The 16,337-nt window shown below is 39.0% G+C and carries 13 protein-coding genes; 5 read left to right on the plus strand and 8 right to left on the minus strand.

Annotated elements, in window-relative coordinates; translation table 11 throughout:
* Nucleotides 1–5 precede the first annotated feature (5 nt).
* From rpsF to ppsA, 8 genes are all read right to left on the minus strand, one after another.
* Nucleotides 6–389, minus strand: coding sequence for a 30S ribosomal protein S6 (rpsF, locus tag F935_RS03820; protein WP_002119610.1), 384 nt, complete (start codon nt 387–389; stop codon nt 6–8).
* A gap of 184 nt (nt 390–573) precedes the next feature.
* On the minus strand, nt 574–1,452 hold the full coding sequence (cyoE, locus tag F935_RS03825; RefSeq protein WP_016137693.1) for a heme o synthase: 879 nt from the start codon (nt 1,450–1,452) through the stop codon (nt 574–576).
* Nucleotides 1,453–1,462: 10 nt separating this feature from the next.
* A complete protein-coding gene (locus tag F935_RS03830; RefSeq protein WP_016137694.1) occupies nt 1,463–1,792 on the minus strand; it encodes a cytochrome o ubiquinol oxidase subunit IV in 330 nt (109 codons plus the stop codon).
* Nucleotides 1,792–2,412 (minus strand): cytochrome o ubiquinol oxidase subunit III, encoded by a 621-nt coding sequence (gene cyoC, locus F935_RS03835; RefSeq protein ID WP_005306751.1) that lies wholly within the window; start codon nt 2,410–2,412, stop codon nt 1,792–1,794. Before cyoC ends, F935_RS03830 begins: the two co-directional genes overlap by 1 nt.
* A gap of 4 nt (nt 2,413–2,416) precedes the next feature.
* Nucleotides 2,417–4,408, minus strand: coding sequence for a cytochrome o ubiquinol oxidase subunit I (cyoB, locus tag F935_RS03840; RefSeq protein WP_016137695.1), 1,992 nt, complete (start codon nt 4,406–4,408; stop codon nt 2,417–2,419).
* Nucleotides 4,409–4,411: 3 nt separating this feature from the next.
* On the minus strand, nt 4,412–5,446 hold the full coding sequence (gene cyoA, locus F935_RS03845) for a ubiquinol oxidase subunit II (protein ID WP_016137696.1): 1,035 nt from the start codon (nt 5,444–5,446) through the stop codon (nt 4,412–4,414).
* Nucleotides 5,447–5,759: 313 nt separating this feature from the next.
* Entirely contained in the window at nt 5,760–6,518 is a 759-nt protein-coding gene (locus F935_RS03850) for an RDD family protein (protein WP_016137697.1), read from the minus strand.
* Nucleotides 6,519–6,582: 64 nt separating this feature from the next.
* Nucleotides 6,583–8,970, minus strand: a complete 2,388-nt coding sequence (gene ppsA / locus F935_RS03855) for a phosphoenolpyruvate synthase (protein ID WP_171068103.1) — start codon at nt 8,968–8,970, stop codon at nt 6,583–6,585.
* Between the two features lie 147 nt (nt 8,971–9,117).
* On the opposite strand from ppsA, the gene F935_RS03860 reads away from it, so the two are divergent.
* The 5 genes from F935_RS03860 (at nt 9,118) to pgaD (ending at nt 16,306) form a co-directional block, all read left to right on the plus strand.
* Nucleotides 9,118–9,954, plus strand: a complete 837-nt coding sequence (locus tag F935_RS03860; RefSeq protein WP_016137699.1) for a posphoenolpyruvate synthetase regulatory kinase/phosphorylase PpsR — start codon at nt 9,118–9,120, stop codon at nt 9,952–9,954.
* Nucleotides 9,955–10,339: 385 nt separating this feature from the next.
* The gene (gene pgaA, locus F935_RS03865) at nt 10,340–12,778 is read left to right on the plus strand and encodes a poly-beta-1,6 N-acetyl-D-glucosamine export porin PgaA (protein ID WP_016137700.1); all 2,439 of its coding nucleotides are present in this window, start codon (nt 10,340–10,342) and stop codon (nt 12,776–12,778) included.
* The gene (gene pgaB, locus F935_RS03870) at nt 12,778–14,604 is read left to right on the plus strand and encodes a poly-beta-1,6-N-acetyl-D-glucosamine N-deacetylase PgaB (RefSeq protein WP_016137701.1); all 1,827 of its coding nucleotides are present in this window, start codon (nt 12,778–12,780) and stop codon (nt 14,602–14,604) included. The genes pgaA and pgaB overlap by 1 nt, the downstream gene beginning before the upstream one ends.
* A complete protein-coding gene (pgaC, locus tag F935_RS03875) occupies nt 14,604–15,851 on the plus strand; it encodes a poly-beta-1,6-N-acetyl-D-glucosamine synthase (RefSeq protein ID WP_016137702.1) in 1,248 nt (415 codons plus the stop codon). Before pgaB ends, pgaC begins: the two co-directional genes overlap by 1 nt.
* Nucleotides 15,848–16,306, plus strand: a complete 459-nt coding sequence (gene pgaD, locus F935_RS03880; RefSeq protein WP_016137703.1) for a poly-beta-1,6-N-acetyl-D-glucosamine biosynthesis protein PgaD — start codon at nt 15,848–15,850, stop codon at nt 16,304–16,306. The genes pgaC and pgaD overlap by 4 nt, the downstream gene beginning before the upstream one ends.
* Nucleotides 16,307–16,337 lie beyond the last annotated feature (31 nt).

Here is a 16,337-nt window from a genome sequence, read left to right on the forward strand (position 1 = left end):
TCTCCTTATTCAGCTTCTTGAGCAACTTGCTGTGCTTCTTCACGTTGAGCTTTACGCGCACGCTTTTCTTCAGCACTTTTAGCAAGCAATGACTCTTCAGTGATTGCGTGTTCACGACGGATGATAAGGTTACGAATGATCGCGTCATTATAACGGAACAATTCTTCTAACTCATCAAGAGTAGTTTGGCCACACTCAACATTCATAAGAATGTAGTGTGCTTTGTGAATTTTGTTAATTGGGTAAGCCAATTGACGACGGCCCCAATCTTCTAAACGGTGAATTTGACCTTCAGCTTCTTTGATCTGAGAGATATAGCGTTCAACCATACCTACAACTTGATCGCTTTGATCTGGGTGTACTAAAAGTACGATTTCGTAATGACGCATTGTCAGCTCCTTACGGTTTAAACAGCCCCTAATAAATAAAAAATTAGAAGCAAGGAGTCATAACTTAAAAGTTATGTCGCAAAATTTGCGAAGGCTGAATTATAAGTAAAAGTTCGACTAAAAACAAATCTTTTGATGAGAAAAGTAAAAGTTCTTTACTTTTAAGAAGGAAATCCTCCCTTATTTAAAAGAGAGGAAGATTTGGAGCAGGGGATTGATAGGTAAAACTAAAGCTCAAACTTAACAGGGTGATTAATATGACCGAGTAGAGGAAAAAACGTTTAGCCCAAAGTTGGTCATTTTCAGCTTTAAAACCAATAATTGATAAATAGAACCAATATGCTGTTAATGCATTAAAGGTGACTAGAAAGAATATATTGGTATAGCCAAAACAATATAAACCATTCAATACGGCTGCAAACAACAGAATATAAATGACACACTCTACTTTCGTGCGATAAATAGAACGTGCAACTGGTAGAATCGGGATTCCCGCATTTTTGTAATCGTCAAAACGATAAATAGCAATTGCCCATGAATGTGGCATTTGCCATAGCGCATAAGCCAAAAACAAAAGTAAGGCGGCTACATCAAAATGATGAGTTACTGCTGTATAACCAATAACAGGAGGACTCGCTCCGGAAATACTACCAATGACGGTTTGATGGATTGAGGTACGTTTGGTCCACAAACTATAAAAACCGACATAGACAATAAAACCAATTATTGCAAACAAGAAAGCGTAAGCATTTACACCGAACCACAAAATACTAAAACCGATAAGTCCAAGAACGAATGCATATATAAGTGCAACAGTAGGAGAAATGGTTTTTTTTACCAATGCACGGTTTTGTGTGCGCTGCATTTTGGTATCGATGTCTTGGTCTATAACATTATTTACGACACAACCCGAAGCAACAACTAAAGTAGTTCCAAGTAAGGTGAGTAGTAATAATAAGATGTCTATAGAGCCTTGGGCGGCTAAGAAAAAGCCGCCCAAGGTGGTAATGAAATTACCGAAGAGAATTCCTGGTTTAGTCAGGAATAGATATTTTTTCAACATGACAATCAGTTTAGATCATCATATTGTAGTGTAGGTAATTCATAATCCACACAGAACCAATCAAAAGTACAGCGATACATAAGATTGTGTAGATGAATGCAATCATATTCCAGCGTTGTTCAGATGATGTATTCATGTGTAGGAAGTACACAAGCTGTACAAGAACCTGAGCAATAGCAGCGATTGCAATTACTGTAACTAAGATGCCACGACTGAAACCACCAGCCATCACCATCCCGAACGGGATGATGGTGAGGATAACAGAAAGGATAAATCCAACAGTGTATTGCTTAAAGTTACCGTGTGACGCACCTGCAGCATTATGGTCATGACTACTCATTAGAGAACTCCCAGTAAGTAAACGACGCTGAATACACAGATCCAAACGATGTCAAGGAAGTGCCAGAACAAGCTTAAGCAAGCTAGACGACGTGTATTCGGTAGTGTCAAACCTTTAGTTTTGATTTGATACATCAATACTAACATCCACACTAAACCAGAAGTTACGTGGATACCGTGTGTACCAACCAAAGTAAAGAACGATGATAAGAATGCACTGTGAGTTGGACCATGACCTTCTTCTACAAGGTGATGGAACTCATAAAGTTCCATTCCAATGAACGTTGCACCAAAAAGGAATGTAATAAATAACCAAGTGATAACTTGATTTACATTCTTTTTATAAGATGCAAGTACAGCAAAACCGAACGTTACCGATGAAATCAATAAGGCAAATGTTTCAGTTAACACGTAGCCTAAAGAATCATGGAATAGGTCATATGCACTTGGAGTTCCTGGTGGAATATGACTGCTTAATACAGCGAACGCAATGAAGAGTGATCCGAAAAGAATCAAGTCACTCATCAAGTATGTCCAGAAACCAAAGACCGTTAAGTCAGTATCATCATGTTCATGATGACCGTCGTGGCCGTGGTTGTCGTGATGAAGTACTTCAGCCATTTCCTTAGTCCTTCTTCAAGTGTTTTTCAAGTAAAGCATAGCGTTCGTTTTCAATACGCTCAACTTCAGCAGCAGGAACATAGTAATCAACATTCTTAGTGAATGAGCTTACGATCAAGCTAACAACAGCTGAAACGAATGAAACAACAACGAGCCACCAAATATGCCAGATGAGTGCAAAGCCAAGAATTGTAATGAACATTGCAATGACAAAACCAGCAGCACGATCAGTCGGCATGTGGATGTCTTCATATTTAGTGTTACGTGCGTATGCTACACCATTTTCTTTGTCAGTCCAGAAACGGTCAATACCGCTTGCATCTGGTTCATGCGCAAAGTTATAGAACGGAGCAGGGGAAGAGGTTGCCCATTCAAGCGTACGTGCATCCCATGGATCGCCTGTAAGGTCCATGTTGTCTTTGCGTTGTAAGAAACCAACAATGATTTGCATTAAGAAACATGCAATACCAATCGCAACGAGAACGGCACCAAATAATGCAATTGCAAGGTAAGGATCCCATTCAGGGTTGTCATATGTATTCAAACGACGAGTCATACCCATGAAACCAAGGATATAAAGTGGCATGAATGCAAAATAGAAACCGAAGAACCAGAACCAGAACGCAGCTTTACCCCATGCTTCATTGAGCTTCCAACCAAACATTTTTGGCCAGTAGTAAATGATGCCGGCAAACATACCAAACACCACACCACCGATAATTACGTTATGGAAGTGAGCGATCAAGAATAATGAGTTGTGTACAAGGAAGTCCGCAGGTGGAACAGCCATAAGTACACCAGTTAAACCACCGATACCAAATGTTATAAGGAAGCCAAGCGTCCATAACATTGGAGTAGTAAAGGTGATGCGACCTTTATACATGGTGAATAACCAAGAGAAGATTTTCACACCAGTAGGAATCGCAATAACCATGGTCATGATACCGAAGAACGCGTTAACGTTCGCACCAGCACCCATGGTAAAGAAGTGGTGAAGCCATACAACGAACGCAAGAACTGTAATCGCGATAGTTGCATACACCATAGACTTATAACCGAACAACGCTTTACGAGAGAAGGTTGCAACGATTTCTGAGTATAGACCAAATGCTGGTAATACTAAGATATATACTTCAGGGTGACCCCATGTCCAGATCAAGTTCACGTAAAGCATTGGGCTACCGCCAAGCTCATTTGTGAAGAAATGGAAACCGAAGTAACGGTCTAGAGTTAACATTGCAAGTGTACCTGTTAATACAGGGAACGATGCAATGATTAATACAGCCGTACAAAGTGCAGTCCACGTAAAAATAGGCATATCCATCAATTTCATGCCAGGCGCACGCATTTTGATGATGGTAACGAAGAAGTTAACACCAGATAAAAGCGTACCTAGACCAGAAACCTGAAGTGCCCAGATATAGTAGTCAACACCTACACCAGGAGAATATTGAATGCCAGACAGAGGAGGGTAAGCCATCCAACCAGTCGCAGCAAATTCACCTAATACAAGTGAAAGCATCATCAAACCAGCAGCACCAGCGAATAACCAGAAGCTTAAAGAGTTTAATAATGGGAATGCAACGTCACGAGCACCAATCTGTAAAGGTACAGAGATGTTCATCATACCTACAACGAGACCCATTGCTACGAAGAAGATCATAATTACACCGTGTGCGGTGAAGATCTGGTCGTAATGGTCTGGATGTAGATAACCTTCGCCGCCGCCTTTAGCGAGGAAAAGTTGTAGACGCATCATAATTGCATCGGCAAAACCACGCAAAAGCATGACCACAGATACAAGAATGTACATGATACCAATTTTTTTATGGTCTACCGTAATAAACCACTCATTCCACAAATATCCCCATTTTTTGAAATAGGTGATACCGCCAAGCACAACAATTCCACCAAGTGCCATAAGGACCATGGTGACAAGCACGATTGGCTCTGTCGGGATAGAGTCCCAACCCAGTTTACCAAAAATCATATCCATGTCTTATTCCCCTTGAGCAGCGTGTTCAGCTGTTGCATGCGCAGCAGAGTGGTCAACACCATGATAGTTACTCATATAATGGTTGATAATTGTTTCAAACAATTTTGGTTCAACTGAAGAGTAATAAGTCACAGGGTGTGGCTTAGTCGGGAACGGTTTCATAGCTTCAGCTTTAGCAAACGCTTCTTGATCACCATCAGCTTTAGCACGATTTGCTAAATGCTCGATCTGGTGCTTAGAACGGTTACCATCACGTAAGGTTGCTAATTCAGCTTGGTCAAGCGTAGTTTTTTGAACTGCTTCTGGATTAATAGTAGAACCATTACCTGCTTTTACAGCTGCTACCCATTCGTTGAACTGTTGCTCTGTAACACTATGCGCCTTGAAACGCATTTGAGAGAAACCGTAACCTGAGTAGTTAGAAGAGAAACCACGATATACGCCAGTTTCATTTGCTAACAAATGAAGGTGAGTCTGCATACCTGCCATTGCATAAATCTGGCCGCCTAACTGTGGAATGAAGAATGAGTTCATTGTGAAGTTAGAAGTGATTTTAAAGCTTAACGGAGTTTTTTCAGGGAAACGTACTTCGTTAACAGTAGCAATGTTTTGTTCAGGATAAATGAAGATCCACTTGAACTGTTCAGCAACAACTTGAATAGTTAAAGGAGCTTTATCTGATTCTAAAGGACGGTATGGGTCATACTTGTGGGAACCCCACCAAGTTAACCAAGCTAAAATACCAATAATAATGACAGGGATACCCCATACTACAACTTCAATTGTAGTTGAGTGTGCCCATGTAGGTTTATAGTCTGCATCTTTATTTGACGCGCGATATTTCCAACCAAACCATAATGCCATGATGATTGAAGGAATCACCACAAGTAACATTAAATAGATCGCAGTCATCATGAGGTCGCTTTGACCTTGACCAACTGGACCTTTAGAGTTTAGAAGTACCATATCACCACCACACCCAGTCAAAAGTGCGGCAAGCGTTGATAAAGACAATACAGCTAAAATCGTTTGTCTCATTTTACAACCTCGGTGAAGAGTCCCATTCCCTAATTAAATATGGGATAGCGATTAAAGTGTCGCATGATTGAGAACGCTAATCCTTAAATTTAGACTTCTCAATTATATGACACCGCTACGTTGTAGGGCATTATGCCTCATATCAACAAACTAAGCTATACATAAAGTCGCCTGAAATAATTGTTTTAAAACCCGATTTTTTTTGTAGGGTATCGAATCTGTATGGAGCTTTTATTTAAATATCAACTCTCTATAGAAAAAAGGAGGCGAGGCGCCTCCTTTTTTTTTAGACCTTAAATGAATGAGTAATTCACTATCGTTTGATCACTTTTGTTCTTGCAATTTTGTCGTGTAGCGCTTGTCGCTTTTGTCCTAATGCAAAAGCATAGTCAATAATTGTACTAATAGGCATAAACAACAAATTGAGTATGATGAAAACAATGCTTCTTAATAAGAAGACGCGAGTTAAATTAACTTTACCATTGCTCTCGGCATCTACAATTTTAATTCCAACAATTTTCTTACCTATACTTTGCCCATATTTTGTTAAAAGAAAGGCTTGAATGGTAAGCATGATTACTACGTAAGCAAGCATAGAATGCCAAGCTTCGATAGGTATTAAAGTGAAAAGTTGATGTTGTAGCTCTGCTGCTTTAGTTGAAGCAACTTCAGCTGATTGCATTTGTTTTTGCAATTCAAATAATTGCTGATATTGCGATTCATTAAAGAAAAAAGAAGGGATTGCAGCTATTGGTAACCAAAGCAATAAATCAATAATTTTTGCCAAAGCTCGAGATGGAATAGAGGCCTGTTCGTGAGTTTTAGGTTCTACACGAATTTGACGAATAGTTTCATTAACTGAGCTGTTTGTGTTTATGACAGGTGCAGAATAACCAATCGGTTGATATACAAGTTTACCTTGGGTTAATTCTCCTAAAGCTTTCCATTCTGTCATGCCTTCATGCCAAGCTAAATCAGTTAACAAAATTTGTTGGCTAGCCAACATTTGATTTACTTGCTCTAAGGTGTAAGGCCCAGCTTGTTGATTATTACGTGCCAAGTAAATTTGCATAAATAAAAATTCTCTGTTCTAAAGATGAAAAAAGACCCACGGATGGGCCTTTTTTTATAACATATTAGATTTGCTTGATTTTTTCTTCAGCAAGGAAGAACCATGTATCTAAAACTGAGTCTGGGTTAAGAGAGACAGACTCAATACCTTGTTCCATTAACCATTTTGCAAGATCTGGATGGTCTGAAGGACCTTGACCACAAATACCTACATATTTACCAGCTTTGCGGCAGGCATGGATTGCCATTGAAAGAAGGGCTTTCACTGCTGCATCACGTTCATCAAAAAGGTGTGAAACAATGCCAGAGTCACGGTCAAGACCGAGCGTTAACTGAGTTAAGTCATTCGAACCAATAGAGAAGCCATCAAAATGCTCTAGGAACTGTTCAGCTAACAAAGCGTTAGTTGGTAATTCACACATCATGATTACTTTCAAGCCGTTCTCACCACGTCTTAAACCATTTTGTGCGAGTAACTCAATAACGCGTTTTGCTTCAGATACGGTACGTACAAAAGGAATCATGATTTGAATATTGGTTAAACCCATTTCATCACGAGCTTTCTTAAGTGCACGGCATTCTAATTCGAAGCAGTCACGGAAGTTATCAGATACATAACGGCTTGCACCACGGAAACCGAGCATTGGATTTTCTTCTTCAGGCTCGTATAACTTACCGCCAATCAAGTTTGCATATTCATTTGATTTGAAGTCAGACATACGAACAATAACTGGCTTGTCACCGAATGCAGCAGCAAGAGTCGCAATACCTTCAACCAATTTTTCAACATAGAAATCTACAGGTGACGCATAACCAGCAGTACGAGTTAGAACCGCAGCACGAGTTTCACGAGGTAGGCTATCAATGTTGAGTAGGGCTTTAGGGTGCACGCCGATCATACGGTTAATAATGAACTCAAGACGAGCAAGACCAATACCTTCGTTTGGAATTTGGGCAAAGTCAAATGCGCGATCAGGGTTACCTACGTTCATCATAATTTTGAACGAAAGCTTAGGCATAGATTCAATTGAGTTACGTTGAACTTCGAAATCTAAAGCACCTTCGTAAATGAAGCCAGTATCACCTTCAGCACAAGAAACTGTTACTTCTTGACCATCAGTCAATACTTCTGTTGCGTTACCACAGCCTACAATAGCGGGTACACCAAGTTCACGTGCAATAATTGCCGCGTGACATGTACGACCACCACGGTTAGTAATAATTGCCGCAGCACGTTTCATTACCGGTTCCCAATCAGGGTCGGTCATATCTGATACAAGAACGTCGCCTTCTTGAACCTTGTCCATCTCTTTAATTGAGCTAATGATACGGACTTTACCAGAACCAATACGTTGACCAATTGAACGACCTTCACAAAGAACAGTACCTCTTTGTTTAAGAAGATAGCGTTCCATTGTGCCTACATTTTGGCGGCTTTTTACCGTTTCAGGACGAGCTTGAACAATGTAAATTTGACCATCATCGCCATCTTTCGCCCATTCGATATCCATTGGCGCACCGTAGTGCTGCTCAATAATAAGCGCTTGTTTAGCTAGCTCTTGTAACTCATGATCATTTAAAGCAAATTGTTGGCGCTCTTGTTTCTCAACATCAACAACGACAACCGATTTACCAGCAGAACCTTCTTCACCATAAATCATTTTCTGGTGTTTTGAACCAAGGTTACGGCGTAATACTGAGTGTCTTCCAGCATTTAATAATGGTTTAGATAAGTAAAATTCATCTGGGTTAACGGCACCCTGTACAACCATTTCACCTAAACCATAAGATGCTGTGATAAATACAACTTCACGGAAACCAGACTCAGTATCAAGTGTAAACATTACACCAGCAGCACCAGTTTCAGAGCGAACCATACGCTGAATGCCAGCAGAAAGTGCAACGACATCATGGTCAAAACCTTGATGTACACGGTAAGAAATTGCACGGTCATTATATAAAGAAGCAAATACTTCTTTAATTGCAATAAGAACGTTATCAATACCGCGAATATTCAAGAAAGTTTCTTGCTGACCTGCGAATGAAGCATCTGGTAAATCTTCAGCAGTTGCAGATGAACGAACGGCAACCGCGATTTCTGGGTTGCCGTTAGAAAGTGTTGTAAAAGCGGCGCGAATTTCTTGTTCTAGGGCTGCAGTGAGTGGAGTCTCTACAATCCATTGACGAATTTTAGCACCTGTTTCTGCAAGGGCATTTACGTCATCAACATTGAGTTGAGCAAGTTCTGCTTGAATTCGAGCGTTAAGACCGCTTTGATCTAAGAACTCACGATAGGCATCGGCAGTAGTTGCAAAACCGCCAGGTACCGATACACCAGCATTTGATAAATGGCTGATCATTTCACCCAGAGATGAGTTTTTCCCACCTACGAGTTCGACATCGTGTTTCCCTAATTTTTCTAGACCGATTACGCGCGCTTCCAAAGTTTTCACTCCACTTTTGCAGTATTAATGTCTATCTTGGCATGAAATTATAAAAATAAAGTGCTTAGTTGAGAATTATACTAAGCGACAGTCATGTAAGATCAGTTTACTATAAAGATTATATAGCACTAAGACAAATGTTTAAGGAGAATTTTAATGTCAGAAAGTAAACAGTTTAGACGGAGCGTTTTTTTTATTTCTGATGGAACTGCAATTACTGCCGAGACTCTTGGACATTCGTTATTAGCACAATTTCCCAATGTTGATTTTGATATCCATATCATGCCGTATATTACAACTGAAGAGGCGGCAATGGATGTTGTTATTGAAATTAATAGATGTCAAACCAAGGATGGTTGTCTACCTTTAGTCTTTGATACTTTAGTTGATCCAAACGCCCGAGAAATTATTAATACTGCTAAAGCAGTTAATCTAGACGTGTTTGAAGGCTTAATCAGTAAACTCGAACAAGAATTAGGTACGCCGCCTACAACATTAGTTGGACAGACACATGCTGTAACCGATTCGGAATCTTATAAAGCTCGTATTGATGCTGTTCATTTTGCGCTTGATAATGATGATGGGGCACGTACTCGTCATTATGATAAAGCGGATTTAATTCTAATTGGTGTTTCTCGCTCGGGTAAAACACCAACCTCTATTTACTTATCTCTTCAATTTGGTATCCGTGTTGCAAACTATCCATTAACAGAAGAAGATTTGGATGATAACCGTTTGCCCGCAGTACTAAGACCACATCGTAATAAATTATTTGGTTTAATGATTGATGCTGAGCGATTAGTTGCGATTCGTAGTGAACGTAAGGCGAATAGTCGTTATGCAAGTTTCAGCCAATGCCAAATGGAACTTAGAGCAATTGAAGGAATCTATATTTCAGAAGGGATTAAATATTTAAACGTGACTGAAATGTCGATTGAAGAAATTTCAACACGTGTTTTACAAATGACAGGATTAAAACGTCGTATTGGTTAATTTAATCAATTGTTTATTTTAACCATTCAATTTATATATATTTATTTTTGATTAAATTGAATGGTTTTAAATATAAAACATGAGAAAAATAAAAGTTTTAAATATAAAACAAAAAGTTATTAAAACGTTTTTATTGGTTATCGACCTGTAAGGTTTTTATAATCCAATTGTGAAATAAAATAAGAGTATTGAAAAGAAATGTATATATTTGAGTAAGTTTAAAAATTCTAATTATTTAATTTTGCTAAATATTTTTAAAAAACATGTAAAAATACATTAAATATTTAAAAATGATAAATAGATCACACTATTTTTATGTTGTGTGATTGGTTTTTGATTTTAATTATACTTTCCCACCTCGATATGGGACTATCCGATTATCAAAATGCTAAAAAAATGTGTTTTTTCATTGGTATACATCTTGCCTCTCAATTTATATGCTGCTCAAGTGGATGAGTTGCGAGAGCAGGCTATTCACACTTACAAAACTGGACAAACTCACCAAGCAATATTGCAACTGGATCAATTGCTAAAAACCTATCCGCATGATCAAAAATTGCTAGCTGATTATTTAGTTGTAATGTCAAATGAAAAAAAAGATCTGGTAACTTTTTCTCAGCATCTAGCGAATATTAATTTGGTTAGTTTTCCAGAATATGGACAGTTACCTTTAATACGTAATTTTCGTGATTTTAAACACTTTAAAAATGCGATTGATTGGTCGAATAAATTTAATATTCAAAAAACGCCTGATGGGCAGATTTTGTTAGCAGTTTTATATGCTGAAGCTAAAGATATTGTAAATGCCAAAGCACAGTTAGCAAAAATTAATAGTAAAAATCTGAAGACTGATCAACTTGTGCAAATAGCTTATGCATATCGACTCATCAATTCGCCTGTAGATGCTTTATCTGCAATTGAACAAGCATATAAGCAGCAGCCCAAGTCTTTTGCAGTTTTACAAGAATATAGTTATGACTTAGCGGCTGTGGGGGCTTATAACAAGGCTCAGCAATTGTTGCTTGCTAGCGATAAAAATGCACAAACAGAATCGTTACAACATTGGCTACAAGTCAGTGAGTTTTCTCAACGTGTAAATAATGCCATTGCTCGTTATAAATATTTGAATCGGGAAGGCATGTTGGATAGTGAAGGCTTTGCTGAGCTTGATGCTGTGTTGAAGCAAGGTGAGCAAATGCAGCCTTTGATTCAACCATCAGACCCTAATTATTTAAGATTCCATTATGATTATTTGTACGCTTTGGACTTCCGTGGGCGCAGCCGTACAGTATTAGATCAATTTACTAAATTAAATGTGCCTTTAGAAAAACTACCAGCCTATGTTCGTCATGCAATAGCCGATAGTTATTTAGCTGAAAGACAGCCACAGCAAGCTGAACTTGCTTTTAAAACCTTGCTCACTGAAAAAAACTATTCAGATATGACGGTATATACTGGACTGTACTATTCATATATTGAACAAGAAAAATATAAACAAGCTGAACAACTTTTGAATGAAGTTGATCGACTTGTTCCGACGTATAAATATAGTCAAGCCAAAGGGGTAGATAAATCAAGCCATCCTGATCGTGATGACTATATTACTTTACAAGGTATGCATTTAGCTTATGCAAATCATCTTGATCAAGCAGAAAAGCATTTTCAGAAACAAGTAGATCTCGCACCTGCCAATGAAGGCTTAATTAATAATTTGGCTCGTGTTGAGCGTTGGAGAGATAAACCTCTACAGTCCAAACAAACAATTGCTCGTTTAAATGGTTTAACACCGATTGCTAAAGATACGCGAATTAACCAGATGCAAAATGCGCAGGCTTTAGGAAGTATTCCAGAATGGCGCAAAAATACTGAAACTCTTTTGCAATATTATCCTGAAGATAGTGGCGTAGTTAAAAGTCGAAAAGAATTAGACGATCGTGATAGAGCAACCATCTCGCACTCAACGACTTGGGGTCAGAGTAAAGCAGAGAATAGTGATTCTGTGAGTGGTCAAAATGGTTTGAAAGACCGGGAAATGGAAACTCGTCTTAATAGTCCGTGGATTAAAGATAATTATCGTCTATTTGCTTGGCATCAAGATCGTTTCGGAGAATATCGTTTTGGTGATGTGCATGACCAACGTTATGGCGTCGGTGCTGAGTGGCAAGCGAACCGTAAGGCATTGTCGGCAATTTTGTCGCAAAGTACAGATGGTGGACAAGCAGGTGTTCGTCTTGATTGGTCGCAATGGTTAAACGATCACTGGCAATATCAATTGCAATATGACAGTCAAGCTAATATTCCATTGCAGGCAATTGATGCTGGTGAGGATGGGCAAGCTTACCGTGCCGCTTTGACTTGGCAAAAAGATGAGTCGCGTCAAATTGGGGCGAGTTACGGTTTAACAGATATAAGCGACGGTAATAAACAACAAGAATTTTCAACTTTTTGGCGCGAACGATTATTTGATGCGCCGCACCATATTACCTACGGAACAGTTCGTGGATTTTATGGCAGTAATAGCCAAGATCAGACCGCTTACTTTAGCCCAAGTAATCACTACAGTGCTGAGTTGAATTTAAGTCATGACTGGGTCACTTGGCGAGAATACGAACGCTCATTTAAACAGCATTTCGAGGCTGGAGTCGGACTCTATAAACAAGCAGATTATTCAGCTCGACCAACATACTCTCTGCAATATCAACATCAATGGCAGCTGTCACGGACTTGGCAGCTTAATTATGGAATTGGTTGGCAATACCATCCATACGATGGTCATGATGAACAACATACCTATGGTATTTTCGGATTTGAAGGGCGTTTTTAATGAATAATATGAAGTCAAAAATGTTGAGCTGTGTGTTTGCTTCAACATTATTACCCGTACAATTTTCTCATGCCCGCATTGAAACTGAACTACCAAAGAATCATACGGTTTCTTTGACTTTTCATGATGTACGAGATGACGTACTCAAGGAAGGCGACCGGGATGTCTATGCGATTCAGACCAATAATTTGGCGCAATTCTTCGATTGGCTCAGTCAATCTGACTGGAAGCCGATTCGTTTAAAAGACATTGAGGAAGCCCGTCGACAAGGTAAGGAATTGCCGCATAACTCTATTTTGCTTACTTTTGATGATGGCGCGTTGAGTAGTTATAGCCGAGTATTTCCTTTACTTAAGCAATATAAAATTCCAGCAGTTTTTGCGCTTCCAACCAGTTGGTTAAATGGTAATACAAAAGCTGGTTATGAAGCCTATGGCCAAGGTAACTTGGTGAACTGGGCTCAAGTTCGTGAAATGCAAGCATCCGGGTTAGCCGAGTTTGCAAGCCATAGCGATGATTTACATCATGGTGTATTGGCTAATCCTCAAGGCAATGAGCAACCCGCTGCGACTTCTTATGCCTATTTAAAATCACAATCACGTTATGAAACAGATGCAGAGTATCAACAACGTATTTTGCAGGATTTGAAAAAATCCTACGCCGTTTTGAAAAAAGAAGTCGGTGTTAATCCGAAAGCAATTATTTGGCCTTATGGCGCTGTGAATGAGCAACTGGAAAAAATAGCACAGCAAGCAGGCTTTGAATTTTCTTTCAGTTTGGGTCGTGATGGTATGAATCGTGTGAGTGATTCAACTTTTAAGCGTAGCTTGGTTATAGGTAACCCTACAGCTGAACAGCTCACCGAAGGTATGTTAAATATTTTGAACTTTGAAGAGTCAGATTTATTTAAGCAACCGCGTCACTTTGTAAGTATGGATTTAAAGCAGTTAGCAGCTCAACAAAATGCTCAAACCGATGAAAAACTAGGGCAGTTGTTGTCAAAACTGTATAGCTTAAAAAATAATGCTTTAATCTTAAAACCTTTGGAAGACAAAGATGGTGATGGGCAATATGATGTTGCTTATTTCCCTACAAATAAAATGTCTGTTCAACAAGATATTTTAAATCGTAGTTTATGGCAGGCTCAAACTCGTGCGGGCCAAGCGGTAATATTAGAGCTGCCTGCTTATCCTCAAAAAGATAAGCCATTTTTAACTGTAGATTTGGCAAAAGATATTGCACGATTTAACAGTAATTTAAGCGGTATTCAGCTTAATGCAGGAACATCTTTAAATTGTGCAATGCAAAAAATAACAGTGCAAGAAAGTAGTTGTATTGAACAATCAAAACAGCTTGCACAACTGAGTCAATTGACTAAAAAAGCGGTCAAACCTTATTTAAATATGAGTAATCAGGCGCAGTTTAGTTTATTGCTCACACCTGATTTAGATCATGTAGAAAATCTACCTGAGCTTCTAAAAACGCTTTTATTACAACATGATTTAGTGAATTTGAAGTTGAATATAATTGGCAAGAAAAAGCAATTTAATCAGTTGTTAATGCTTTTAAATACACTTGATGAAAATGATAAGCAAAGAATAATGCTGACTTTAGTATTACCAGAAAACTCGCAAAAAACTGCTTGGGAAGAAGTACAGCAAGGACTTTTTTCGATTCAGCGTATAGGGATTCAGAAATTCGGTATCGATGGCTATGATTTTGAAAAGTCAAAAGATGTCCATCAATATTTATATAATCCGATTAGTCTGAATGCTAGTCCTGTGATGTATCAGCCATTTGCTGGATTGGTAGAGGGGAAAAAGTAATGAGAGTATTACTCGATATTCTGTTTGCTTTTGCCTTTTTATATCCCTTACTGATGGCTTGGACATGGATGGTAGGCGGACTCTGGTTCTTCTTTAAAAGAGAATACCGTGAACAAGCACTTCCTGAACCGACCAACGAAGGATGCAGTATCATCATTCCGTGTTTTAACGAAGAAGCTCAAGTGCGCCAAACAATTCGTTATGCGCTGCAAACTAAATATCCTAATTTTGAAGTGATTGCAGTCAATGATGGAAGTAGTGACAGGACAGCCGAAATTCTAGATGAATTATCAGCGCAAGATTCACGACTTCGGGTTGTGCACTTAGCAGAAAATCAGGGTAAGGCCGTAGCTTTAAGATCGGGAGTATTGGTTAGTAAATACGAATATCTTGTTTGTATCGATGGTGATGCATTGTTACATCCGCATGCTGTACTTTGGTTAATGCAGCCATTTATTAACTTCCCGCGGATTGGCGCTGTAACGGGGAACCCACGAATTTTAAATCGATCTAGTATTTTAGGAAAATTACAGGTTGGTGAATTTTCTTCGATTATTGGTTTGATCAAACGTGCACAGCGTACATATGGTCGTATTTTTACAGTGTCTGGTGTGATCGCAGCATTCCGTAAAACAGCACTCGTTCGAGTCGGTTTTTGGTCAGATGATAAAATTACTGAAGATATTGATATTTCATGGAAGCTACAGCTCGACCATTGGGATATTCAGTATATTCCACAAGCGCTTTGTTATATCTATATGCCTGAGACGTTTAAAGGTCTATGGAAGCAACGCCTTCGTTGGGCACAAGGTGGGGTAGAGGTTCTTATAGAATATATTCCACAAATGTTCAAACTGCGTGTTCGCAGAATGTGGCCTGTCATGATCGAGGCGCTAGTCAGTATTATCTGGTCTTATGTCATGATTCTGATCTTTACGCTATTTTTTGTTGGATTGTTTATTGAGTTGCCTCAGCAATGGCAGATCAAAACACTTATGCCGCAGTGGTACGGTGTAATACTCGGTGGAACATGTTTGATCCAGTTTTTGGTGAGTCTGTGGATTGATCAGCGCTATGACCGTAGTCGCTTCTTTAGAAATTATTTTTGGGTTATTTGGTATCCGTTGTTTTTCTGGTTACTGACTTTGTTTACAAGTGTCGTTGCGGTACCAAAAACTTTATTTAACACTAAAAAGCGTGCCCGCTGGGTGAGCCCAGATCGAGGCTTCCGTGGAGATAACCCATGAAACCTGAGGAAAATAAGGATATCGAGATTTTAGATATCCCTGAATATATTGACCAGCCAGAATACGTCAAAAATAAAACGGCAAACTATACATTACAAACCATTGGTTGGTTTTGTTTGATGTGGTTGCTATTTCCATTGGTTTCGCTGTTCTTATGGGTTTTTGAAGGGCATTTAATTTATGATTATGTCTGGGTTGACCATATATCAGAAGTTAAGACCTTGCTGCATTTGGCATTGCTCATTGGAGTCAGCGCGCTCATTTTAATTTTGTGGGCGAGTTATAACTGGATTAGATTCAGTGGCGAGGACCGACGGACGAAAGCACCGAATAGTTCCGTTGAACTGTTAGCAACCCAATTTTCGGTTAGTCCCGAGATGTTAAGTGAATTGCAAAAGAAACAACGCATCATTTTGCATTACGATGATCATGGCAATTTTAAAAAATATGAGTAAATAAAAAAGCATGGCCTAAAAACCATGCTTT

The sequence above is a fragment of the Acinetobacter calcoaceticus ANC 3811 genome (assembly GCF_000399665.1).
Taxonomy (GTDB): domain Bacteria; phylum Pseudomonadota; class Gammaproteobacteria; order Pseudomonadales; family Moraxellaceae; genus Acinetobacter; species Acinetobacter calcoaceticus_B.

Bases quoted from the DNA above. Each gene is read 5' to 3' on its own strand.
- cyoB (WP_016137695.1), bottom strand. From the start codon at position 4,408: ATGGATATGATTTTTGGTAAACTGGGTTGGGACTCTATCCCGACAGAG.
- cyoA (WP_016137696.1), bottom strand. From the start codon at position 5,446: ATGAGACAAACGATTTTAGCTGTATTGTCTTTATCAACGCTTGCCGCA.
- cyoE (WP_016137693.1), bottom strand. From the start codon at position 1,452: ATGTTGAAAAAATATCTATTCCTGACTAAACCAGGAATTCTCTTCGGT.
- pgaA (WP_016137700.1), top strand. From the start codon at position 10,340: ATGCTAAAAAAATGTGTTTTTTCATTGGTATACATCTTGCCTCTCAAT.
- pgaB (WP_016137701.1), top strand. From the start codon at position 12,778: ATGAATAATATGAAGTCAAAAATGTTGAGCTGTGTGTTTGCTTCAACA.
- F935_RS03850 (WP_016137697.1), bottom strand. From the start codon at position 6,518: ATGCAAATTTACTTGGCACGTAATAATCAACAAGCTGGGCCTTACACC.
- cyoC (WP_005306751.1), bottom strand. From the start codon at position 2,412: ATGGCTGAAGTACTTCATCACGACAACCACGGCCACGACGGTCATCAT.
- rpsF (WP_002119610.1), bottom strand. From the start codon at position 389: ATGCGTCATTACGAAATCGTACTTTTAGTACACCCAGATCAAAGCGAT.
- pgaD (WP_016137703.1), top strand. From the start codon at position 15,848: ATGAAACCTGAGGAAAATAAGGATATCGAGATTTTAGATATCCCTGAA.
- pgaC (WP_016137702.1), top strand. From the start codon at position 14,604: ATGAGAGTATTACTCGATATTCTGTTTGCTTTTGCCTTTTTATATCCC.
- F935_RS03830 (WP_016137694.1), bottom strand. From the start codon at position 1,792: ATGAGTAGTCATGACCATAATGCTGCAGGTGCGTCACACGGTAACTTT.
- F935_RS03860 (WP_016137699.1), top strand. From the start codon at position 9,118: ATGTCAGAAAGTAAACAGTTTAGACGGAGCGTTTTTTTTATTTCTGAT.